This window comes from Paenibacillus xanthanilyticus, assembly GCF_042682185.1.
Classification (GTDB): domain Bacteria; phylum Bacillota; class Bacilli; order Paenibacillales; family Paenibacillaceae; genus Paenibacillus_Z; species Paenibacillus_Z xanthanilyticus.
This window is the reverse complement of record NZ_JBHUHA010000001.1, coordinates 3,937,873-3,959,773: the sequence shown is the minus strand read 5'-3', so window position 1 is coordinate 3,959,773 and position 21,901 is coordinate 3,937,873. Positions and strand designations below refer to the sequence as shown.

21 protein-coding genes are annotated in these 21,901 nt (G+C 61.9%); 13 read left to right on the top strand and 8 right to left on the bottom strand.

What is annotated here, in order from left to right; translation table 11 throughout:
• Positions 1–589 precede the first annotated feature (589 nt).
• Positions 590–1,051 (top strand): hypothetical protein, encoded by a 462-nt coding sequence (locus tag ACFSKT_RS17035; protein ID WP_377776329.1) that lies wholly within the window; start codon positions 590–592, stop codon positions 1,049–1,051.
• Positions 1,052–1,212: 161 nt separating this feature from the next.
• Here ACFSKT_RS17035 and ACFSKT_RS17030 read toward each other — a convergent pair whose 3' ends face one another.
• A complete protein-coding gene (locus ACFSKT_RS17030; protein WP_377717297.1) occupies positions 1,213–1,566 on the bottom strand; it encodes a winged helix-turn-helix transcriptional regulator in 354 nt (117 codons plus the stop codon).
• Between the two features lie 155 nt (positions 1,567–1,721).
• Here ACFSKT_RS17030 and ACFSKT_RS17025 point away from each other — a divergent pair, with 155 nt between their 5' ends.
• Positions 1,722–2,453, top strand: a complete 732-nt coding sequence (locus ACFSKT_RS17025; RefSeq protein ID WP_377717296.1) for a DODA-type extradiol aromatic ring-opening family dioxygenase — start codon at positions 1,722–1,724, stop codon at positions 2,451–2,453.
• Between the two features lie 80 nt (positions 2,454–2,533).
• On the opposite strand, the gene ACFSKT_RS17020 is transcribed toward ACFSKT_RS17025, so the two are convergent.
• The 6 genes from ACFSKT_RS17020 to ACFSKT_RS16995 form a co-directional block, all read right to left on the bottom strand.
• Complete coding sequence (locus ACFSKT_RS17020) at positions 2,534–2,839, bottom strand: transposase (protein WP_377717294.1); 306 nt, start codon at positions 2,837–2,839, stop codon at positions 2,534–2,536.
• 89 nt (positions 2,840–2,928) lie between these two features.
• Positions 2,929–3,072: a hypothetical protein gene (locus ACFSKT_RS17015; protein ID WP_377717293.1), complete on the bottom strand. Its 144-nt coding sequence runs from the start codon at positions 3,070–3,072 to the stop codon at positions 2,929–2,931.
• Between the two features lie 163 nt (positions 3,073–3,235).
• Positions 3,236–3,601, bottom strand: coding sequence for a hypothetical protein (locus ACFSKT_RS17010; RefSeq protein WP_377717292.1), 366 nt, complete (start codon positions 3,599–3,601; stop codon positions 3,236–3,238).
• 24 nt (positions 3,602–3,625) lie between these two features.
• Positions 3,626–4,231 carry a TVP38/TMEM64 family protein gene (locus ACFSKT_RS17005; protein WP_377717290.1) on the bottom strand — a complete coding sequence of 202 codons (606 nt, stop codon included), beginning with the start codon at positions 4,229–4,231 and terminating at the stop codon, positions 3,626–3,628.
• 44 nt (positions 4,232–4,275) lie between these two features.
• Positions 4,276–5,445 (bottom strand): MFS transporter, encoded by a 1,170-nt coding sequence (locus ACFSKT_RS17000; RefSeq protein ID WP_377717289.1) that lies wholly within the window; start codon positions 5,443–5,445, stop codon positions 4,276–4,278.
• A 17-nt stretch (positions 5,446–5,462) separates the two neighbouring features.
• A complete protein-coding gene (locus ACFSKT_RS16995) occupies positions 5,463–6,686 on the bottom strand; it encodes an MGDG synthase family glycosyltransferase (protein ID WP_377717288.1) in 1,224 nt (407 codons plus the stop codon).
• Between the two features lie 247 nt (positions 6,687–6,933).
• On the opposite strand from ACFSKT_RS16995, the gene ACFSKT_RS16990 reads away from it, so the two are divergent.
• Positions 6,934–7,776 (top strand): VanW family protein, encoded by an 843-nt coding sequence (locus ACFSKT_RS16990; protein ID WP_377717287.1) that lies wholly within the window; start codon positions 6,934–6,936, stop codon positions 7,774–7,776.
• A 92-nt stretch (positions 7,777–7,868) separates the two neighbouring features.
• On the opposite strand, the gene ilvA is transcribed toward ACFSKT_RS16990, so the two are convergent.
• Positions 7,869–9,101 carry a threonine ammonia-lyase IlvA gene (gene ilvA / locus ACFSKT_RS16985; protein ID WP_377717360.1) on the bottom strand — a complete coding sequence of 411 codons (1,233 nt, stop codon included), beginning with the start codon at positions 9,099–9,101 and terminating at the stop codon, positions 7,869–7,871.
• Between the two features lie 657 nt (positions 9,102–9,758).
• Here ilvA and ACFSKT_RS16980 point away from each other — a divergent pair.
• From ACFSKT_RS16980 to ACFSKT_RS16935, 10 genes are all read left to right on the top strand, one after another.
• Complete coding sequence (locus ACFSKT_RS16980; protein ID WP_377717285.1) at positions 9,759–10,667, top strand: GyrI-like domain-containing protein; 909 nt, start codon at positions 9,759–9,761, stop codon at positions 10,665–10,667.
• A gap of 65 nt (positions 10,668–10,732) precedes the next feature.
• Positions 10,733–11,392 (top strand): DUF2238 domain-containing protein, encoded by a 660-nt coding sequence (locus tag ACFSKT_RS16975; protein WP_377717284.1) that lies wholly within the window; start codon positions 10,733–10,735, stop codon positions 11,390–11,392.
• Positions 11,393–11,465: 73 nt separating this feature from the next.
• On the top strand, positions 11,466–12,674 hold the full coding sequence (locus tag ACFSKT_RS16970; protein WP_377717283.1) for a stalk domain-containing protein: 1,209 nt from the start codon (positions 11,466–11,468) through the stop codon (positions 12,672–12,674).
• Positions 12,675–13,024: 350 nt separating this feature from the next.
• Positions 13,025–14,818 (top strand): acyl-CoA dehydrogenase family protein, encoded by a 1,794-nt coding sequence (locus ACFSKT_RS16965; RefSeq protein ID WP_377717282.1) that lies wholly within the window; start codon positions 13,025–13,027, stop codon positions 14,816–14,818.
• A gap of 66 nt (positions 14,819–14,884) precedes the next feature.
• Positions 14,885–16,633: a long-chain-fatty-acid--CoA ligase gene (locus ACFSKT_RS16960; RefSeq protein WP_377717280.1), complete on the top strand. Its 1,749-nt coding sequence runs from the start codon at positions 14,885–14,887 to the stop codon at positions 16,631–16,633.
• 68 nt (positions 16,634–16,701) lie between these two features.
• Positions 16,702–17,136, top strand: a complete 435-nt coding sequence (locus tag ACFSKT_RS16955) for a PaaI family thioesterase (protein ID WP_377717279.1) — start codon at positions 16,702–16,704, stop codon at positions 17,134–17,136.
• Positions 17,137–17,252: 116 nt separating this feature from the next.
• The gene (locus ACFSKT_RS16950; RefSeq protein WP_377717278.1) at positions 17,253–17,450 is read left to right on the top strand and encodes a hypothetical protein; all 198 of its coding nucleotides are present in this window, start codon (positions 17,253–17,255) and stop codon (positions 17,448–17,450) included.
• 226 nt (positions 17,451–17,676) lie between these two features.
• The gene (locus tag ACFSKT_RS16945) at positions 17,677–17,865 is read left to right on the top strand and encodes a hypothetical protein (protein ID WP_148932235.1); all 189 of its coding nucleotides are present in this window, start codon (positions 17,677–17,679) and stop codon (positions 17,863–17,865) included.
• Positions 17,866–18,201: 336 nt separating this feature from the next.
• Positions 18,202–18,945: a type I methionyl aminopeptidase gene (gene map / locus ACFSKT_RS16940; protein ID WP_377717277.1), complete on the top strand. Its 744-nt coding sequence runs from the start codon at positions 18,202–18,204 to the stop codon at positions 18,943–18,945.
• Positions 18,946–19,077: 132 nt separating this feature from the next.
• The gene (locus ACFSKT_RS16935) at positions 19,078–21,789 is read left to right on the top strand and encodes a CHASE3 domain-containing protein (protein ID WP_377717276.1); all 2,712 of its coding nucleotides are present in this window, start codon (positions 19,078–19,080) and stop codon (positions 21,787–21,789) included.
• Positions 21,790–21,901: the final 112 nt, after the last annotated feature.

The window sequence follows — 21,901 nt, the reverse complement described above, 5'->3', positions numbered from 1 at the left end:
TTTGCCCACACCCCGCCATTCATGGCAGCCGCCGAGCTCAAGTGCATATTGGACGGAGCCTTGTACCTGCCCCCCATGGCGCTGGCGATCTACCTCCCAAGCGAGCCTGTTCGGCTTCACCGTCCACCGATACATTTCGTACATTGCGGCGATATCCATCAGCGTCCATTCGCGTGTCGTGGCAAAACACGGTCGATCAGCTGCAGACGAACGTGCTGGTGCGATGTGTGGGCTGTGCGGCCATCACGAGCTGTCGGCAAACACGGCAATATCGGTCGGTCTTGTGTGCATCAGCGTCATTATGATCTGTATCAAGCTTCGCATGAGGCCACGATCGCTACCTGACGCTCGTGACGGTCGTCGTACATCCTGGAGTCGGACGGCCAAGGCTGGTGGTTCGCGGCCGAGCGGTTTCTCCAGGTGCTGACCGGGATGGGCGCCGCCTTCGCGGTGAATCTGCCATCATCTCCACGCCGCGCCGCGCAAGCAGTCAACGATGCAGCGTGCACGAGGCATTCGACGAGCTGTCGCTCCTGCTGCGGATGGCGATCTCCAACGAGCTGAAGGAGGACGTCCACCGGAAGGAGAGGTGAGAGACTCTGTCGGCACGCTGCGCAAGCATGGAGGAGCGCTACACGCTGTCGAGGAGGAGCGGCTCGCTGCTGCCGAAGCCCGCCGTCAAGCCAGAGCCAGCAGCTGCTCATCTCCAAGCAGCATATCAAGGCGCTCGAGCAAGGTGGCGGATTTGCTGAGGCGGTCGAGGAGACATTATTGTCGCCGCGCGGAAGCCGGCAAGTGGGCGAAGCAGTTCGACGACCAGAGCGAGGATCTCGACCCAAATATCTACGAGCAGATTCTGCTCACAGCCCGAGGGCAAGCTGAAGAACGGCGTTCCTTCTGCGCGCCGAGGAACGGAGGCGCGGCTGCTCATGCAGCTAACGAATACCTGATCCAGGACCCGGACGAGCGCAAGCGGCTCGGATCGTCGGCTCCGCCGTGTTCGAGTACGCCTTCCATCTGCGCCGACTGGAGCGCCTGGCGGATCAGGTGATGCAGCGGGACGCGGAAGGCGCGGAACGCGGCGCTGATTAATGTCATGAATAGCTAAGGTCATGAAACAACGAACGCCCGCTAGCCGGTTACGGCAGCGGGCGTTCTCTGTATAAGGCGTATCTAAAGCGAATAGAGTCGCCATCCAACGTGCAGGTCCGCCTAAGCGCGGTCTTCCGCGACGACGGCCGCCGGGAAATCCGCCTCGTCCAGCTCGATCCACTCGTGCGACCAGTGCTCCAATTCCTTAAAGAGCGGACCTAGCGCATGTCCCTTTTCGGTCAGCGAATATTCGATGCGAACCGGCGTCTCGGGATAGACGTCCCGGCGGACGATCCGCTCCTGTTCCAGCTCCTTCAGCCGCTCGGACAACAGCCGGCCGCTAATGGGCATGGCGGATTCAATGTTACAAAATCGCTTGGGGCCAGCCAGCAGCTGATGAATGATCAAGCCGGTCCAACGTTTGCTGATCAGCTGCATCGCTTTATCGAATTTGGGACACATTGAATCATGCATTGTCATCACCTCGTTAATTCTATTATAGCCGTTAATGACGCAAATGAATAGGTGCTAAAGAAATAATAGTTACTTGACATATGACCATTATGAATATAAACTAACTTACATAAAGTAACCGATAATAACACTTTGATAGGAAAGGGGCTGTATGTATGCTGCCGGCTTTATTTTTGGCGCACGGATCACCGATGCTGGCGATCGAGCAAACCGAATACGCCACGTTTCTCGGCGAGCTGGGGAAGCAGTATCAACCGAAAGCGATCGTCGTTTTTACCGCCCATTGGGAGACCGAGACACTGGCGATGACTTACACGGACGACGTGTATGAAACGCTTTACGATTTCGGCGGATTCCCGGATGAGCTTTATCAAATCAAATATCCGGCCAGAGGGTCGAAGATGGTGGCGGAGATGCTGGAGTCGAGGTTTGCGGAGCAGGGCATTCCGGTAAGTCGCGACGCCGAGCGCGGGCTGGATCATGGCACGTGGACGCTGCTGCACCAAATGTATCCGAAGGCGGACATACCGCTCGTACAGCTGTCGGTCAATCCGTACCGTTCGCCGGAGGCCCATTACCGGATCGGAGAAGCGCTCCGAGGCCTCGGCGAGCAGGGCATTCTCGTCATTGGCAGCGGCGTGACGGTGCATAACCTGCGCATGATCAAATGGGGACAGCGGGAGCCGGAGGACTGGGCGGTCGCGTTCGACGATTGGCTGATCGAGCGGATGGAGGAGCTTGCGCCGGGGGCCCGCATGGCCGTGCCGCGCGCGGAGCATTTCGTCCCGCTGTACGTCGCGCTCGGAAGCGGATCGAAGCATACGCCGGACATTGTGTTCCGCGGCTATGATATGGGAACGCTGAGCTATTTGTCGTTTGCCTTTTAACAAGCTTAATTGTTTGCGAGGCGAACATGCGCGAAACCCCGCTGTTGGACAGCATCGTCCTTCTGCGGGGTTTCGCGCATTTATTTCTTGGAGGCTTGGCGATGGCGAATCTTGTGCGGGCTGTGCGAACGCTCGTGACCGCCGGCGTCGTTGCCCAGGGAATCGTCTTTGGGTATGAGGCGCGGATCGGTCTCGCCGTTATGATGGTTCTCGAAGTCTAGCTCGACCAGCTGCCATTCGCTTGTTCCCATCTGCGGATCCGCCGGGAACGTTTCGCCGCGCTTCAGCTTCTCTTCGCGGCCCCACTCGTTGCGGTAGACGCCGTCGACCTCGACATGCTCGTCGGACATCGGCTGCATCTCGTAATGGTTCTGCTCTTCGCTCATGATTGCATTTCCTCCTTAACGGACAATGGCGTGCTTGCTTGAGCCGGCAGCATAAGCTCCTAGCTTAGCATGCCCGGCTTGCGGAACGGTTATAAGCCGTGCTTGCGCATTGCCGCGCTGTCCGCTTTGGACTGCATGGCGCTCGCCTTCGCTTTGCCTTTGCCGGAGCGGTCGGCTTCGGATTGCGCTTGGCTGGCTTGGTTTTGCGCTTCGGACGGGAATTCGCCTGACATGTGCAAACCTCCTTATCGTGGGTAAGCTGCATCGCAAAGAATTGCTTCTACAGTGTGCGCGGAAGCGGGCAAACTATGTATCGGTTCCGGCGGAAAACGATGCATCCGCGTAACGCCAAACAAGCCATGCACGCTCCGGCGAGGGGCGCGCATGGCTTGTTGTTTATTGCAGGCGAAGACCGCATCCCGGGCAATCCGCGTGCGCCTGCGTGACCGTATCTCCGCATCCCGGACACGGCTCCGAGTAAGCCGGACCGTTCGGGGCTGCGGACGATGCACGTTCTTCCTTGCCGGCCGCCGTCTCCTCCGGAGCTCCGCCGCCGGGCCGCAGATGGGCGGGCGTGCCGAATAACGTCTCGACGAAATCCCGAATCTCCCGATGCTTCTCCGAGTCGCTCGTCGTGATCCGGATGATCGCGAACATGGCGCCGACGAGCCCGAGCGCGAGGAGCAGGACGCCGCCGGTGGCGAAGCTGCTCATCCATCCGGCCAACGGGAGCGGACCTAAGCTGTTTCCCCACGTCAGCAACGTTTCATTCCCCCGAATTGTTCACTATTTCAACTTATAGCGCGACTCGAGCTTCTTGCCCCCGAACCACATGACGACGATCATCACGACCGCGACCACGATGCGCCACGGTTCCTCGGCTAAGTCCGCGATGTCGAAGCTGAGGACGGATACGCCGAAGATCATGACGGCTTTGCCAAGCAGAACGGCCAGCAGGAAGGACCGAAACGGCACGTTGCCGATGCCCGATACGATATTGATGAGTGCTGATGGAGAGAACGGGAAGCAGGCGAAGAGGAAAATCGGCGTGAAGCCGCGGTGCTCGACCCAGTCGAAAAACTTCTCCATCTTTGGATAACGCCGCTGCAGCCAAGGACGAAACCGCCTGCCGAGCTTGCGGGCCAGGATGAATACGATAAGAGAACCGGCGCTGACGCCGATCCAGGAGTAGAGCGAGCCGAGCCAGAGCCCGTAGATGTTCGCGTTCGCCGCGACGAAGACGAGCAGGGGCAGGATCGGCAGGAACGACTCGATCATCGTCAGCGCGATGCCCGGCAGCGGGCCGAACGCCGAATAGCTCTGGAGCGTCCGTTGAAGATGATCGAGGTCGAGCTGCTTCAGTTCGTGAATCCACTGATTGATTTGACTCATGAGTTAGGCGATCTCCTTAATAAGCGAAGGCGGGTAAGGCCTCTCTACGTAAACGAGCGGAACGGGAACCAAATGTAGAAGAAACCGATCACGCCATACAGCACGGCGCTGTACAAGACGACGGACGGCTCGCCCATCGAGGCGGCCAGCACGCCGCCGACGACGGGGCCCAGCATGCCGCCGATGCCCTCCACCGTGGAGAAAATACCCCAGCCGAGGCCCGCCTGCTGGGGCGGGACATAGTTGGCGATGAGAGCGTTCCAAGCCGGCAGCAGCGCGGCGTACGATAGGCCGAGCAGGCCCGCGAGCGCGATGCTGATACCAATCGAGGGCTCCGTCGACAGCAGATAGAGCGCGACGCCGATGAAGACGAAGCCGAACACAAGGAACCACTTCTTGCCGCCCAGCCGGTCGGACAGGCGACCGAACGGAATCAGTCCGGCCGCCGTGCATGCGCCGCCGGCAAGCAGCAGCAGGGAATATTGCGCGCCGCTTAAGCCCAGCCGGTTCTCCGCGAAGCTCGGCAGAATCGGCACGAGCATGCCTGCGCCGCCGGTCTGGAGGATCATGCCGGGCAGGAGCAGCTTCGTATGCCGCAGCCGCTCGCCCAGCACCTTGAACTGCTCCCGGATCGGCAGCGACACGACGTTCGCGGCCTTCTCGCCCGAGATGAAGAGCGAAAGCAGCCAGCAGAGCGCGGACATGGCCAGCAAGATGTAATACGTCGCGCTAATGCTGTGGTCGATGATAAAGTTGCAGACGACCGGGCCCGCGCCGAGTCCCACCAGCCAGATGGTGTACAAGTAACCCATCTGGGTCGCCCGTTTCTCTTCGCTTACCCGCGTCAGGCAGACGATCCAGATCGGCGAGATCCCGACGCCGTACAGAGCGGAAGCGACGATGAACAGCCACGGCGAATAGGCGAATTGCAGCAGCGCGATGCCGGCGAGCGAGGTCAATAGGCCCACGTGGACGACGAACCGGATGGAGAACCGGTCGAGCAGGGCGCCGATGCCCATTTTGAGCGCCGTATCGGTTAAATAATGGGCGGTGATGGCAATGCCGATGACGTCGAAATTCAAGCCCAGCGTTTTCTGCCCGAAGACAGGCAGGAAGCTGACGAGCGCGGCGCCGCGGACGAATTCGACAAGAAACAAAATCACGGAGAACAAGGCGATCTCCGGCATGAACAATCGCTTCGAAATTTCGCTCACGTCCTTGGGTTATCTGGTCAGAAGCGGCCTCCGTATGCCGCATCGTCCGCATTGGTCGGCGCGGACGATGCGGTCGGATGCGCTTCTTCCATTATATTCAAGCTGGATAAAAAGTCTAATGCGATCGTGTCCGCGGCGTACCGGCGGCCAAGCCGCGCGAGCGCCTGCTGCATGTTCTTTAAACGAAGCGGGTCGCCCAGGAGTTTCAAGATTTCGCCTGCGAGCTCTTCGGTGCCGCTGGTCATGACGGCCGCGCCGCAGCGCGCCAAGTAGCGGGCGTTGCGCAGCTCCTGCCCGGGCACGGGCGATGGGGTGAACAGCGGCAGTCCGCTGGCAAGCCCTTCAGCAAGCGTCAGCCCGCCGGGCTTCGTGACCATGCAGACGGAGAGCGCCATCAATTCATGCATCTGCTCGACGTAACCGAACACGCGCAGGCGGTTGGCCGCGGGATGCGCTTCGAACAGCTCTCGCAGCGCGGACGCCAGCTTAGCGTTGCGGCCGCAGACGACCGCCACGAGCGGCTCGGGCACGGCCAACAGCGCCTCGCATAGATCGGCGACGTCGCTCATTTGTCCTTGGGCGCCCGCCATGACGAGGACGGCCTGCGAGCCGGAGGGAATGCCGTACTTCGTTCGAAGCGCGGGGCTTACGGTCACGCTGCCGAAGCCGCGCCGCAGCGGAATGCCGCTGACGCTTATGCGCGAATACGGAATACGACGGGCGATCAGCTCGGCGCGCATATCCTCGGTCGGTACATAGTAACGGTCGATATCGGGATGTACCCATCGGCCGTGAAGATCGAAGTCGGTGACGACCGTGTACGTCGGCACCTGGAGACCGAGCTGCTTCCTGACCTCAGGCATCGCAAGCAGCGGGAACGTATGGAATACGGCATCCGGCCGGTGCGTTTGCAGCAAGCTTCGCAGCTTAGCCCGGCCGAAGGAATGGAGCCATTGCGCGAAGAGGGAGTCATGGCGCATCGGGCGGGTGGCGTCGTAGACGAAGCCGTATAACTCGGGCAGCAGCGTGAAGCTTTTGGCGTAGAGCTGTTTGGTCACCGCGTTCATCCACGGATGCGCTTCGGCCAGCAGATCGACGAGGATCATGCGGCCGGCGCCGCGGTACTCGAACGCCTCCCGAAGGGCGCGCGCGGCTTGTAGATGGCCGTCGCCGAAGGATGCGTACAGCAGCAGCACCTTCGGGCCGATGCCGCGTCCTGACCTGGATTTCTCGATGCTCATGGGGGAAAACACCTCCTGAGCCGATCGTAAACCGCCTTTGTCATGCGAATGTGAACGCGGCGTGAAACGTTTGTTAGCCGAGGGCCGACCTTCTAATTCTGGTATAACCTAGGCGCCGCCGAATATACGCCCGAACCGGGACGGCGGGCGAAACTTTTAGACTTTCTTTATTGCTGGCAGCAAGCGGATGGCAATAAAATGAAGGTGCGAGAACGAACGGGGAGCGATAGAGGAGGGAGATTCCATCATGCGATTGCGTCGTCTGCGGACACCGGGCGATTCGAAGCCGGTGAAGCGATCCGCGCTGCGCCTGGCGGCGGGGAAGCAATATTTTACGTGGAAGAGGCGGCTGTACTGGTGGTTCGGGGGCATCACCTACGCGAAGCGGCGGGAGGCGAAGCCGCTGCCGTATCCGGTGTTCCGCCACGACACGCCGACGCTGCGGAAGCTGAAGGACGTGGAGATGTGGATGCAGCATAACAAAGAAATCAATCTGGCGCTGGCGGCGCGGAGGCTAAGCGGCATCGTCATCCGGCCCGGGGAGACGTTGTCCTATTGGCGGACGATCGGCAAGCCGACGAAGCGGAAGGGCTACGTGCCCGGCATGGTGCTGTTCTACGGCGGCTTCAAGGCCGGCGTAGGCGGCGGGCTCTGCCAGCTGTCGAATCTCGTCTATTGGATGACGCTGCACTCGCCGCTGACGGTCACGGAGCGGCACCGACACAGCTATGACGTGTTCCCCGATGCGGGTCGGACGCAGCCGTTCGGAAGCGGGGCAACGTGCGCGTATAACTATTTGGATCTGATGATCCGCAACGACACGGAGGCCGACTACCAGCTGGTGCTGGAGCTTCGCGACCACCGCCTGTACGGGGAATGGCGGTCGACGGCGGCGCCGGTCTTGCGTTACGAGATTTATGAGCGCGACCACCGGATCGCGCAGGCGTACTGGGGCGGGTACGAGCGCAGCAACCGGATCGGGCGCCGAACGTGGAACGCGGCTGGCGAGCTGGTCGCCGACGAGCTGATCGCCGAGAACCGCTCGCTCATGATGTACGCGCCGCTGCTGAAGGCGGAGGGGGGCGAATAGGGAGCGCACCGATCGCCCGGAGGCGGACGGAACGCCGCAAGGCGCGCATCCCCTTCGGTCGGAGGAATGCGCGCCTTGCGGTGTGCCGCTCTCTAAATCAGCAGATTGAAGAGCAGCGGGTCTTTGTTCAGCTCGAGGAACTGGTATCCCTTCGCCCGCATGCGGGCGACCAGCGGCTCGTAGTCCTGGCGGTGCTTCAGCTCGATGCCGACGAGCGCCGGGCCGTTGTCCTTGTTGTGCTTCTTCGTATATTCGAACCGGGCGATGTCGTCGTCCGGGCCGAGCACCTCGTCGAGGAATTCGCGCAGCGCGCCGGCTCGCTGCGGGAAGTTCAGCATGAAATAATGCTTCAGTCCTTCGTAGACGAGCGAGCGCTCCTTGATTTCCTGCATCCGGTCGACGTCGTTGTTGCCGCCGGAGATGACGCAGACGACCGTCTTGCCGGCGATCTGCTCGCGGTACAGGTCGAGCGCGGCCACAGTGAGCGCGCCGGCCGGTTCGGCTACGATCGCGTTCTCGTTGTACAGGTCGAGCAGCGCGGTGCACGCTTTGCCCTCCGGGACGACGACGATGTCGTCGAGCAGCTCCCGGCACATGCGGAAGGTGAGGTCCCCGACGCGCTTGACGGCCGCGCCGTCGACGAACTTGTCGATGGTGTCGAGCGGCTGGACGCTGCCGGCTTCGAGCGAGGCCTTCATCGACGGCGCGCCCTCCGGCTCGACGCCGATCAGCTTCGTCGACGGGGACACCGCCTTCACGTACGCGCCGACGCCCGCGGCCAAGCCGCCGCCGCCGATCGTGACGAAGACGTAGTCCGGCATGGACTCGACGGCCTCCATGATTTCCTTGCCGATCGTGCCGTTGCCCGCGATGATCTTCGGGTCGTCGAACGGGTGGACGAATTCCATGTCGTATTTCTCGCTGGCCGCGATTGCCTGCGCGTAGGCGTCGTCGAACGTATCGCCGGTGAGGATGATCTCGACGTCCGGACCGCCGAAGAACGCGACCTGATTCACCTTCTGGCGCGGCGTCGTGCTCGGCATGTAGATTTTGCCGGGGATGCCAAGCGTCTGGCACGAATACGCGACCCCCTGGGCGTGATTGCCCGCGCTGGCGCAGACGACGCCGCGCGACAGCCGGTCGGCCGGGAGCGACTTCATCAGATGGTACGCGCCCCGCAGCTTGAAGGAGCGGACGACCTGCAAGTCTTCGCGCTTCAGCAGCACGTCGCAGCCGTACCGCGCCGAGAGCACCCGGTTATGCTGCAGGGGCGTGCGGACGACTGCGTCTTTCACGTGAATTTGCGCCTGTGCGATTTCGGCCATGCCGATCCGGCCGTATTCCTCTTGCGGCTCCAAGCCGCTTCGTTCCTTCTCCATCCCGATCGCCATCCTTCTCTCTATCCTTTTGATAGGCCCGATTCCCAAATAAAAAAATCCCGCCCCTTAGTCAGGGACGAGATCTGCTCGCGTTACCACCCTTGTTCATCGGACCGCCGCCTGCCACCAAGACTGGGCGATCCATGCGCTCTGCCGCGTACCACCATACGCGCTCCGTATAACGGCGGATACCGTCCAAGCTTACTTCGCGTCCCTTGCGTGCGCAGGTTCGCCGGTTCGGCCAGGCTTCTCGGGGAGGATGCGAGGATGAGGTTCATCCGCGTCCGGCGGCAAACATCGGCTTTCAGCGCAGGGCCGATTCTCTGGGGATTGCCTAAGGCGGACGTGCGTGTTCCCGTCTAGGAATGTGGGTTATCGATTGATTAGTTTTGTTATACTCCCGCCTGTTGCGAAAGTCAAGGGTTGTTTCCGGCGTTGATCGCGGTTGGACTCGGCGCCTGCGCGCAGAGGACAAAACGCGTTCGGAGGAGAGGAGAACCGCACGACTTGGCGCTTTTGGGCTGCTTTTACGGGGTAAACAGAAGAAAGGATGATTATTTTCATAAGCGGGACGCTCGTTCTATACCATAAGGAGGGATTGCGATGGTGGTTCGCGATACGATGGACGTACGCATGCAAGCGAGGGGCGTCATGACCGAGGAGATTCAGCTCGTCGGCTTCCGGGGCATCCAGCCCCACGAGACCGAGCAGGTGCTGTTCGGGCAGCTGAAGGAGCGGGGCGGCGAAATTCCACACACGCTCGGAACGCAGACGTACCTCGTCACGCTGAGCGACGGGCTGATCGCGGCGAGGCGGGTGTCGGCGTTCGGCGAGCTGCCGCCGGGGATGGTCCCGTTCACGCTTCATTCGGCGGAGCATCTGGTCTTCCGTTTCGAAGAGCGGCAGATTCCGGCGTTCTGGCAGCATTTTAAGGACGAGGCCCGGCGGGAAGCGTACAATCTCGATTTCGAGCAGCCGCGGTTCGAGGTGTTCACGGATGATCTGCAGCCCCGGGGGATGACCGAGATCTACGTGCCGGTCCGGAAGCGGGAGGTGCGGGTGGTGGCGCGCGGCGAGATGCTGCTGGCGGGCATTCGGATTCCGGCGGCTTATCGGGACGGGGCGGCTTTCCTGGATTGGGTGCAGGGCGAAGGCGCGGCGCGGCTCGAACGCATTACGGGCAGGATCGGGGCGGACGGCTGGATTCGGCTCTTCACGCCGGCGGGCGCGTCGGGCACCGAGGAGGAAGGCTGGCTGTGCGCGCAGGTCGAACGGGAGGGCGACGCGCCCGAAGCGGAGGCGGTGCATGCGATTCCGGCGCAGTCGTACGCGGTGACGGAGCACCGGGGGCCGGCGGCTGCGGCGGATTTTACGTACGCGCTCCTTCGGGAGTGGGTCGCGGCCCACGAGTACGAGCGCCTCGGACGCATTCAGCAGCTCGAGATGTACGAGACGATCGATTTCGAAGGCGGGCTGGTTCGGGCATGCGTGTACGAGCCGATCACGGCTTAGAGGCAATCGAGGGCTTACGAATGAAGACGAATGAAGACGAATAGAGACAATCGGGGGTCGTATAGATGTCGGAAATTTCACAACGCGGCGATGATGCGTCCGCGCGCGCGTGGGGCGTCCAGCCTTTCCGCGCCAATCGGACGCTGCAGGCGGCGCTGATCGCGTTCGTCCTGTTCTGGCTTTGGATGGGTCATGATCCTTACCGCAAATTCAACTGGTGGCTGGAAAATCTGTTGACACTGCTGACGGCGGCGGGACTGATCGCGTCGCGGCGCTGGTTCGCCTGGAGCAATGCCTCGTATCTACTGATCCTCGCCTTCATCGCGCTGCATACGGTGGGCGCCCATTATTCGTACAACGAGACACCGCTCGACCGCTGGCTGGCCGCGCTGTTCGGGTTCGAGCGCAATCATTTCGACCGGGTCGTGCATTTCGCGTTCGGCCTGCTGATCGCTTATCCGGTCTACGAGTTTCTGCGGCGCGTCGCCGGCGTTCGGCATGGCTGGTCCTGCGCGATCGTCCCTTGCGTTATTTTGGCGCTGGGCGCCTTCTACGAGCTGATCGAGATGTGGGTGACGTTCATACTCGATCCGGAGCGCGGCGCGCTGTTTCTCGGCTCGCAAGGCGACCCGTGGGATGCGCATCACGACATGGAAGTCGCGCTTTACGGCGCGATCATCGCCATGTTCGCCACGGCCCGGATAAAGGGTAAAAAGCACCATTGACGATGGGGCCTTCGATCCGTTAATCTAGCATCGATTGATCAATAGACTATATTAACTATTAGGAGCTGTTCTCTTGAAATCTTCCCTGATGAAGCGTAGTTCCGCGCTATTGGTAGGCGCCGCGTTGACCTTGTCGTTCGCCCAGCCGGGCATGGCCGCTCAGACTGTCGCGCCGAAGCCGATCAAGGTCGTCCTCGCCGGCGAAGAGCTGACCATGAAGGTCGCGCCGGTCGTGCAGTCGAACACAGTGTATGTCGAGTTCCGCACGTTGTTCGAAGCGCTCGGCTACGAGGTCGGCTATGACGCGAAGACGAAGAAAATCGTAGGCGAATCCGATTCGGCGACCATTCAAATGCAAATTGGCACGACGAACACGCTCGTGAACGGCAAGGCGCCTCAAGCCGCGGTGAAGCCGATCGCGGTTAACGGCAGCACCCTCGTGCCGCTGCGCTTCATCGGCGAAGCTTCGGGACTGGACGTGACTTGGAATAATAAAACGCGGGTCGTCGAGCTGAGCTTCCCGGTGCCGACGGAGAAAGAATACGCGGCGCTGACCGGACTGCTCGACAAGCTGGAGACGGCGTCGAGCAGCGAAGACAAAGCGGGTTACTTGGCGCTCTTCGCCGCGGATTCGCCGCAGTTGGCCGATTTGAAAGCGCAGCTGGAAGCGGCGAAAGAAGGCGACGTCCGCACGAATACCGTATTCGACGACGTCGAGCTGCTTGCTTTCGACCGCAAGACGGCCGTACTGTCGGTGGAAGCGACGACGACCAAGGAAGCGGGCGAGACGCGCTTCTATCTGGAGCAGAACGATCTGCTGACGATTACGGTCGACCTGCAGGCGGACGGCTCGTGGAAGATCTACGAACTGAGCGTGGACGACACGATCTATCCGGGCGCGGAAGAAGCGGTGAAGCAGAAGCCGGCCGTGCCGGACGCGGATAAGGCGGCGATCCTCGCCGTGCTTGAGGCCAACGTGAAGGCGCTGAACGACGAGAACGCCGAGGCGCTGGCGGCGACGTACAGCTTGAACGCGGCCGAGAAAGACGGCTTCGTCGATTACTACAAGGAGTTCTTCGCGGATTACGACGATACGTTCTCGCACGAGGGAATCAACATCTTCGTCTACGAAGAGGGCGTGGCGCACGTCTCGTTCATCGAGCATGAGCAGGGCGAAGATGCCCATTACAGCACGCATTATATCTACACGATCGAGAAGTCGGCCGATGGCAAATGGTTGATTAATCCGGACGTGAAGCTGATCAGCTCCGAGGAGCTGTAAGAACAATCGCAGGCGCAGCCCCGTTGGGGCTGCGTTTTTTTGTTCGTGTCGAGGGAGAAGGACTGCGGCTGGCGAGCAGGTCGATTTTCTCCTCATCCCAAACAACGGCTACGGGCGATGCATAAGATGCGGAAGAGAACGAAATAGCGCGCTCCGGCAGATTGGTGATGCGGCAGGCGGTTGGCATCACGCCCGCGCGACGGTCATAGATATAAATACTTAACGATTTATGTAAGCGCTTACCGCTTGTCCTGGCTGTTCTTCTCCCCGAATCGCGGCGCGTTGGAGGCAGCGGGCAGTCTGGGACGGATAAGCGCAGGGAGAGCATAAGCGCGGAAAGGAGCATCCGTATGGCAAACGACGGGACGAACCGATGGGGCGGACGCTTCGTGGTCGACGATATGCCGCCGGAACGGACGGCGACGCCGGAGGACTTGACGGAGGAGCAGCTCGCGTACGGCAAGACGGCTGCCGCTTTCGCAGCCGCCGAAGCAGCCAGAGCCCCCGGCACTGCGAGGTTCGATGCGGCGGCCACGAAGGCGAGCCTGCAGGCGGCCGGCGGTCTCGGCCTGCTCGGCGCGGACGTGCCGGCGGCCTTTGGCGGACTTGGCTTGGATTGGTCGAGCTCGACGCTGCTGGCAGAGAAGCTCGCGGCGGCGGGCTCGTTCGGCCTGACGATGAACGCGCATGCCGGGATCGGCACGCTGCCGATCGTGTTATTCGGCACCGCGGAGCAGAAAGCGCGGTATTTGCCGGACCTCGCGGCCGGCAAGCGGCTCGCGGCGTACGCGTTGACCGAGCCGGGGGCGGGCTCGGACGCGCTGCGGCTGAAGACGACGGCCAGGCTGTCGCCCGACGGGAGGCATTATATCCTGCGGGGGACGAAGCAATTCGTCAGCAATGCCGGGGCGGCCGACGTGTTCGTCGTCTTCGCGAAGGTGGACGGCGATTACATCACGGCTTTCCTCGTCGAGCGGGGGATGGACGGCTTCGAGATCGGTCCCGAAGAGCGCAAAATGGGCATCGACGGAACGTCGACCTGCCCCCTTCATTTCGAAGATACGCCCGTGCCGGCAGGGAATGTGCTGGGCGAGATTGGCTATGGGCATGCAATCGCCTTCAACGTGCTTAATATCGGGCGCTTCAAATTGGCGGCGCACTGCGTCGGCGGCGCGAAGGAGGCGTTGGCGTCGGCGGTCCGTTACGCGGGCAAGCGCAAGCAGTTCGGCCGGACGCTATCCGCATTTCCGCTCATCGGGGCCAAGCTCGCGGATATGAACATCGCGGCTTACGCGGCGGAAAGCATGGCCTACCGGACGGCCGGACGGCTCGAAGACGCGCTGCGGGGCATGCGCGCCGATTCCGCCGCCGAAGCGGACGGGGGCTGGGAGGCTGTCTCCTTCATGCTGGAAGAATACGCGATCGAATGCTCGGCGAACAAAATATTCGCCACGGAAGCGCTCGACCGGATCGTCGACGAGACGCTGCAGATCCACGGCGGCTACGGGTATATGCAGGGCAGCGCGGCGGAGCAAATGTACCGGGACGCGCGGGTTCACCGGATCGTGGAAGGGACGAACGAGATCAACCGGCTGCTGATCCCGACTGCGCTGATGAAGAAGGCGCTCCGCGGCGAGCTGCCGCTGCTCCGCAAGGCGCGCGCCCTCCAGCACAAGCTGCATCAGCCGATGCCTCTTCCCGCATTTAGCGAGCCGTTGGCGAAGGAGACGTACCGAATCAGTCAAGCGAAAATCGCGTTTCTGGCGGTGGGCGGGCTGGCGGTCCAGAAGTACGGGCTCGGGCTGGAGCAGCAGCAGGAGGTCATGTGCGCGCTGGCGGACATGATGATTCAGATTTACGCGATGGAGAGCGCCTGTCTGCGCGCGCGCAAAAGGCTGCTCAGCGCAGAGGGCGCGTCGGGGTCGCAGCTGGCCGCCGAGATGACGGCCGTGTTCGTGCAGGAAGGGATGGACCGCATCGACGCCGAGGCGAAGCGGGTGCTGGCGGCGCTGGAGAGCGGCGACGCGCTGCAGAGCCAGCTGGGCATTCTGCGCAAATTGATGCGGGCGCCGCTCACCGACACGATCGGCTTAAAGCGCGGCATAGCGGCGGCGGTCATTCGTACGGGCGGCTACATCTGTTAACGCGATCCATCCGGCCGCGCCCCGGCGCCCGGCAAGCGGCCGAACCTGAACTGGGGGGAATCGTCGATGGAGCAAGAGAGGGAGAAAGAGCGGCTATGGTACAGGCATTATCCGGTGGAGGTGCCTCATGAGGTCGACATTCCGGATGAGGCGATCTACGAGCTGCTGATCCGCGCGGCGGAGAAGTATCCGAATCATGACGCGCTCGATTTCTTCGGCAAGCGGACGACGTACGCCAAGCTGCACGCGGATGCCTGCCGGATCGCGGCAGGACTGCAGGCGGCGGGTGTGGCCAAAGGCGACCGGGTGGCCATTATGCTGCCGAACTGTCCGCAGGCCGTCGCGGGTTATTTCGGCGCGTTAATGGCGGGGGCGATCGTCGTCATGACGAATCCGCTGTACGTCGAACGGGAGCTCGTCCATCAATTGCGGGACAGCGGGGCTAAGGCGATACTGACGCTCGATCTGTTATATCCGAGGGTAGCGGCTGCCCGCGGAGCTGACCCCGCGCAGGGTCCGCTTCCCGGGCTCCGGCACGTGATCGTCGCCACGATGCAGGAGGCGCTTCCTTTCCCGAAGAACGTCCTCTTCCCGCTGACGCAGCGCAGGGCGAAGCGCGCGCCGATTCCGTACGGCATCCATGGCGTGCAGGCTTACGGCCGTTTTCTGGCCGGCTCGGCCGCGGGGCCGGTCCCGCTCGCGGTGAATTCCGGCGCGGACATCGCGCTCCTGCAGTATACGGGCGGGACGACCGGCTTGCCCAAAGGCGTCATGCTCACGCACCGCAATCTGATCGCCAACGCGCTGCAGACGTCAGCCTGGTGCTACAGGATGCGAGACGGGAAGGAACGCTTCCTCGCCGCGCTGCCCCTGTTTCACGTGTTCGGATTGACGGTATTAATGAATCAGGCGATTCTGCGCGGCGGGCTGCTTATTTTGCTGCCGCGATTCGAACCGACGGCAGTGTTGAAAGCGATTCACAAGAATCGGGCGACGATCTTCCCCGGGGCACCGACGATGTACATCGCAATCATGAACGCGGCGAAGCTGCATAAATATGATTTATCGTCGATTGAAGCGTGCGTCAGCGGCGCGGCGGCGCTCCCGCTGGATGTACAGCAGCGGTTCGAAGCGATCACCGGTGGCAAACTCACCGAGGGCTACGGCATGACCGAGTCTTCGCCGGTCACCCATGCCAATCCGCTATGGGGCAAACGCAAAACCGGCTCGATCGGGCTGCCCCTTCCGAATACGGAAGCGAGGATCGTCGATCCGGACACCGGCGAAGACCAACCGATCGGCGCCGTCGGCGAGCTGCTCGTCCGGGGGCCGCAGGTGATGCTCGGCTATTGGAACAACCCGCAGGCGACCGCAGCCGCGCTGAAGGACGGATGGCTTCATACGGGCGATCTGGCGGTGATGGACGAGGAGGGGTATTTCGCCATCGTCGGCAGGCGGAAGGATGTCATCATCGCCGGGGGATTTAATATTTACCCCCGCGAGATCGAAGAGGTGCTGCACGAGCATCCCGCGGTCAGGGAGGCGGCGGTCATCGGCGTCAACGATCCGTACCGCGGCGAGAGCGTCAAGGCGTTCGTCGTCACGGTTCAGGATGCGTCCGTAACGGCCGAGGAGCTGAACCTCTGGTGCAGGGAGCGGCTGGCCGCCTTCAAGGTTCCGCATCAATACGAGTTTCGCGGCTCGCTGCCGATGTCGATGATCGGCAAAGTGCTGCACCGCAAGCTGCACGAGGAAGAGGAGGCGAAGAACGGGACGCGTCCCGAGAACGGGGGAGGCGGACAACCGTCCGGCTAACCCGCATGACGTTATTCCTCTGCCGCCTAATACGACCCGAGACGACGAGTACGCGAGGAGGATTGCGGATGAGCGAGCGCGAGAAGCCCGGCAAGCACGGGATGCGGTCCGACAGCGTTTTTCGCCTGGTTGCGCCGGAAGGCGTCGACTTCGGCGGCGGCCTCCGCTGCGGTCTGATCCGAGCGGAGTCGGGCAAGGCCGGGTTATGCCTGGCGATCGGCCCGGAGCACCTGAACCTGTACGGCATCGTGCACGGGGGCGTGCTCGCGACGTTCATGGACAACACGATGGGGATGGCGGCGATGCTGGCTTGTCCGGGCGAGAAGGTCGTCACGGCGCAGCTGAACATTCACTATTTGCAAAGCGCGTCCGGCGGCGTGTTGACCTGCCAGGCGGAGCTGATCCACCGGGCGGGCCGGACGCTGACGCTCGAAGGCCATGTGTACGCCGAAGACGGGCAGCGCCTCGCTTGGGGAGGGGCATCGTTCCGAAAAGTAACGTAATCGTTACAATGTTACAATTTTGTAGCGGCTTGGCCACCGCATTGAAAGCGTTCTCCCTTTCGCCTATACTTAGCCTATAACTGGAAAAACGGGCTGGCAAAAGGGGGAGCAGGATAATGGTTCATCCATGGGTCACGACGATGGTCATCGCATTCGGCGTTCTGGTAGCCATTATCGGCGTCGTCGCGTATTTGCGCATGTATAAGAACAGCGCATGGTCGCCTGTTGGCGGCAAGCAAGCCGCCAGCCGCGCAGCCCAAGCGGTTCCTCCGGAAGAGGAGGCCGCCGGCACGACGGGAAACGACAAAATGTGAGTTTTGAGGAAAATATAGGCCGTGTTCGCTTTTCAATCGCTAATTATAAATGTTATAATTAACTGACTAATACGAATAGTCGTTCTTTTGTTAACAGCATGAGGTCGCCTATATCAGTCGGCATGTTCTTTCTTCAGAGGTACCTAAGCGGCGCATACTTAACTCCGTCAGATAGCTCTCGTACTTGGATTGTTAGGACCGCCATCCGATGCTAGGAGGGGATTTCATGGCGAAACGAAGCCATAATGAAGTCAAAGAAAGCCTTAAGGAACTGACGAGAATTTTCCAACCGAAGGACTCACGCAAATTCGTACGCGATTACATCCGCAAATACCGCATCACCGGAGGCTATGAGGACGAGCTGACCATGCTGGTCGACCACGAGATGGGCCGTCTGAAATCTTCGGTAAGTTAAATACGCACAGGCAAAGCCTTGTCCGCGCTTCTGGGACGAGGCTTTTTTTGATTAAAGATATGGATATTTTCTCGTTGGCATGTTCCAGCACCACATCAACTCTCTCCGACCTCAGCATGGGAAGGGGGGGGAGGATGTCCACGCATGAAGCTTTGTCCGCGAGGACAAGAGCGTGCCCCGCTCAAGTCCAGCCGCCGACCGCGAACAATCGTGGCAGCACGAAGGCGGGAGTCCAGAGGGCGAAGCCCTATGGTTCCCCTCGGCGGAGGGGGAAGGGGGAGGCAACAACAAAACTCGGGTCAAGGGGCGGAGCCCTCGGATAGAGGAGGCGAGCGGATGGCGGTATTGAAGACGGCGGCGGAGATCGCTCAAATTCGCAAGGCGGGCGCGATTGTCGCCTCGTGTCACAAGGAAATCGCCAAGCGGCTGGCGCCCGGTGTCACGACGGCGGAGATCGACGCCTTCGCCGAGCACTATATGGTCCGGCGCGGAGCAAGGCCCGCGCAGAAAGGCTACAAAGGCTACCGGTACGCCACGTGCGCATCGGTCAACGACGTCTGCTGCCATGGGGCGCCGACGAACAAGCCGCTTCGCGGCGGCGACATCGTGACGATCGACATGGTGGCGGAGCTGGACGGCTGGATGGCCGATTCGGCCTGGACGTACGCGGTCGGCGTTCCGTCGGCCGAAGCCGCGCGCCTGATGCGCGCGACGAAGCAGGCGCTCATGGCAGGCATTGCCGCGGCGATCCCGGGGAATCGGGTCGGCGACATCGGCTTCGCGGCGGGAACGGCGGCGGAGCGGGCCGGTCTGGCGGTGGTCGAGAGCTTCGTCGGCCACGGCATCGGCCGGCAGATGCACGAGCAGCCGCAGGTGGCGCACCGCGCGAGGCCGGGCACGGGCAAGAAGCTTCGCGCCGGCATGGTGCTGACCGTCGAGCCGATCCTGACGCTGGGCACGCCGTATATTCGATTGGATCCGGATGGCTGGACGGCGCGCAGTTTCGACGGCAAGTGGTCGGCCCAGTACGAGCATACGATCGCAATCACGGAACGCGGGCCCGTCATTTTGACAGAATAAATCGGTGAACATCCGACTTGCTCTAGTCCCGGCACGGGAATATTCTCGCTTCGGCCATGGCACCTCGTACCGCCATCGTTTATAATGCGGGGAGGAATGGTTTATCACTAAAAAGACGGGCAGGGAGCGGAGATGCAAAGTCGTGTACGTTTCGGCATTCGTGCGAAAATCTTAACAGGGTATTTGGCTATCATCCTCTGTTTGCTTGCATCGATCGTCGTGTTGGGCGATCGGTTGAATAAACAGCAGCAGGAGGTCGCGTTCATCACCGAGCACGATTTTTCGATTCAGGAGCTGACGAGCCGGATCGAGAAGGCGATGCTGGACATGGAGACCGGACAGCGCGGGTTCGTCATTACCGGCAATCCGAGTTACCTGGTGCCTTACGATAACGGCCACTCGAGCTGGGAGAAGGATTTCTACCAGCTGTACGACTTGTTGAAGGACAATCCGTCGCAGCAGCGGCGGCTGGATTCGATCGAAGCGTCCATCCGGAACTGGATCGAGACGGCGGGCGGTCCGATCGTCGCGCTGAAGAAGCAAGGCCGCGACGAGCAGGTAAACGGCTTTTTCCAGCGGGATGCGGGCAAAACCATATCCGACGAGGCGCGCAAAAAGATCGAGGATTTCCGTCTCGTCCAGCAGCAGCAGTCCGAAGCGCGGATCGCCGAGCTGGAGGAGCGGAGTCGCATGCTCCGCTGGGTGCTGCTGATGGCCATCGGCTTGACCGTATGCGTCGCGGTGGCGCTGGGCATGTTTACGGCCGGCTCGATCACGCGGACGATCCGGGACGTGAAGGAGGCGATTGAGGAGATCGCCGTCTCGAACAGCGCGGGCGGGCGCCGGATCGTCGTGCATGCCAACGACGAGATTCGAGACCTCGGCGAAGCGACGAACCGGCTGCTGGAGAGCAAGGAACGGGAAGCCTGGGTACAGACCGTCCAGTCCGAGATCGTCAGCATCCATCAGGGGATCACGGATATGGAGCGGCTTGGGCGCTCCTTCCTCGGCATGATGGCCCGCCAGATCGGCGCCGATTGCGGGGTGCTGTACTTCCGGAGCGACGATCCCAAGCGAAGGCTGCTCGAGCGGCTGGCCACATACGCGGCCAGCGGGGAAGCGGACGCGCCGCCGTCTTACCGGCTCGGCGAAGGATTGGTCGGCCAATGCGCGCTTGAGCAGCGAATCTTGGAGCTGAAGGGAACGCCGCCGGCCTACTTGCGGATCGCCTCCGCGCTTGGAGGAGCCGATCCGCAGCATGTGCTGGTCGCGCCGGTCGTCTTCGAGGGCGAGACGCTCGCCGTGCTGGAGCTGGCCGCCTTCCGGCCGTTCACGGAGACGGAGCGGGCGCTGCTCGAGAGGGTGATCGGCATGTTCGGCGCGACGATGAACAGCGTGGAGAGCCGCGACCGCATCGAGCGGCTGCTGCGCGAATCGCAGACGATGATGGAGGAGCTGCAAACGCAGCAGGAGGAGCTTCGCGCCACGAACGAGCAGCTGGAGGACCGCACCCGGTTCGCGGAGGAGAAATCGCGGGAGCTGGAGCAGATCCAGAGCGAGCTGGAGAACTACGCGTCCGAACTGAGGCAGAGCTCGCAGTACAAATCCGAGTTCCTCGCCAACATGTCGCACGAGCTCCGCACGCCGCTCAACAGCATCCTCATCCTGTCTCAGATGCTTGCGGAGAACGGGCACGGCACGCTGCTGCCGGAGGAGCAGGAGTACGCCCGTGTCATCCATGGGGCTGGCGGCGATCTGCTGCTGCTGATCAACGACGTTCTCGACCTCTCGAAGGTGGAAGCCGGCAAGCTGGATATTCACGTCGACAAAATGGACACGACGGAGCTGCCGTTCGTCATGGAGCATCATTTCCGCCCGCTGGCGGAGAAGAAGGGGCTAGCCTTCGCCGTCGAGCGGGACCCGGCCATACCGGACTTTATTTATAGCGATGGACTGCGGGTCCATCAGATCATCAAGAACTTATTATCCAATGCGATCAAATTCACGGAGCGGGGCGAAGTGCGGTTGACGCTGCGTGCATTCGACCCGACGCTGGATGCGGCCGCGGCCGCACGCGTCCCGGGGCCGGTCTCGCTCGTCGTCTCCGTCGCCGACACGGGGATCGGCATCCCGCCCCACATGCACGAAGCGGTATTCGATCCGTTCCGCCAGGGGGACGGCACGACCAACCGCAAATACGGCGGCACCGGGCTCGGGCTATCCATCTCTAGGGAGCTGTCGAAGCTGCTGCGCGGCTATATCGCGCTGAACAGCGCGGAGGGAAGCGGTTCGACGTTCACGCTCTATCTGCCGTCGTTGACGGAGGGCGCTCTTCAAGGAGCGGGTCCCGCCGATATCGTGGTCCGGCACGTCGGAGGCGCGGTCGGATATACGAGATCGGCGAAGTCGGAGCCGAGCGTGCGCGAAGCGGCGGCCGCCTTGCAGCCGGCAGAAGCGGCGCGCGGTCAGTTCGCCGGGCGAAGGGTGCTCATTGTCGACGATGACGTGCGCAATGTCTTCGCGCTGACGAGCGCCTTGGAGAAGACCGGCTTCGCGGTCGTCGCCGCCCACGACGGGCAGGAGTGTCTCGAGCTGCTGCGTCAGGGAACAACCGTCGATCTCGTGCTCATGGACATCATGATGCCGGTCATGGACGGTTACGAAGCGATGCGAGCCATACGCTCGCAGACGCAATACGCGAGGCTGCCGATCATCGCGCTGACGGCGAAGGCGATGAAGCAGGACCGCGAACAATGCCTGGCCGCCGGCGCCTCCGATTACATCAGCAAGCCGATCGATATGTCCCAGCTGCTCTCGCTCATCCAAGTGTGGCTGGTCAAATAGGCAAAGCGGACGTCCGCGCGCCCGGCAACGGGGGCGCGGACTTTTATTGCGTGCGGCCGCATTCGGCGATTGCCGGATGCGGCCGGGAATAAAGCGGTTTGTAACAGGCCCG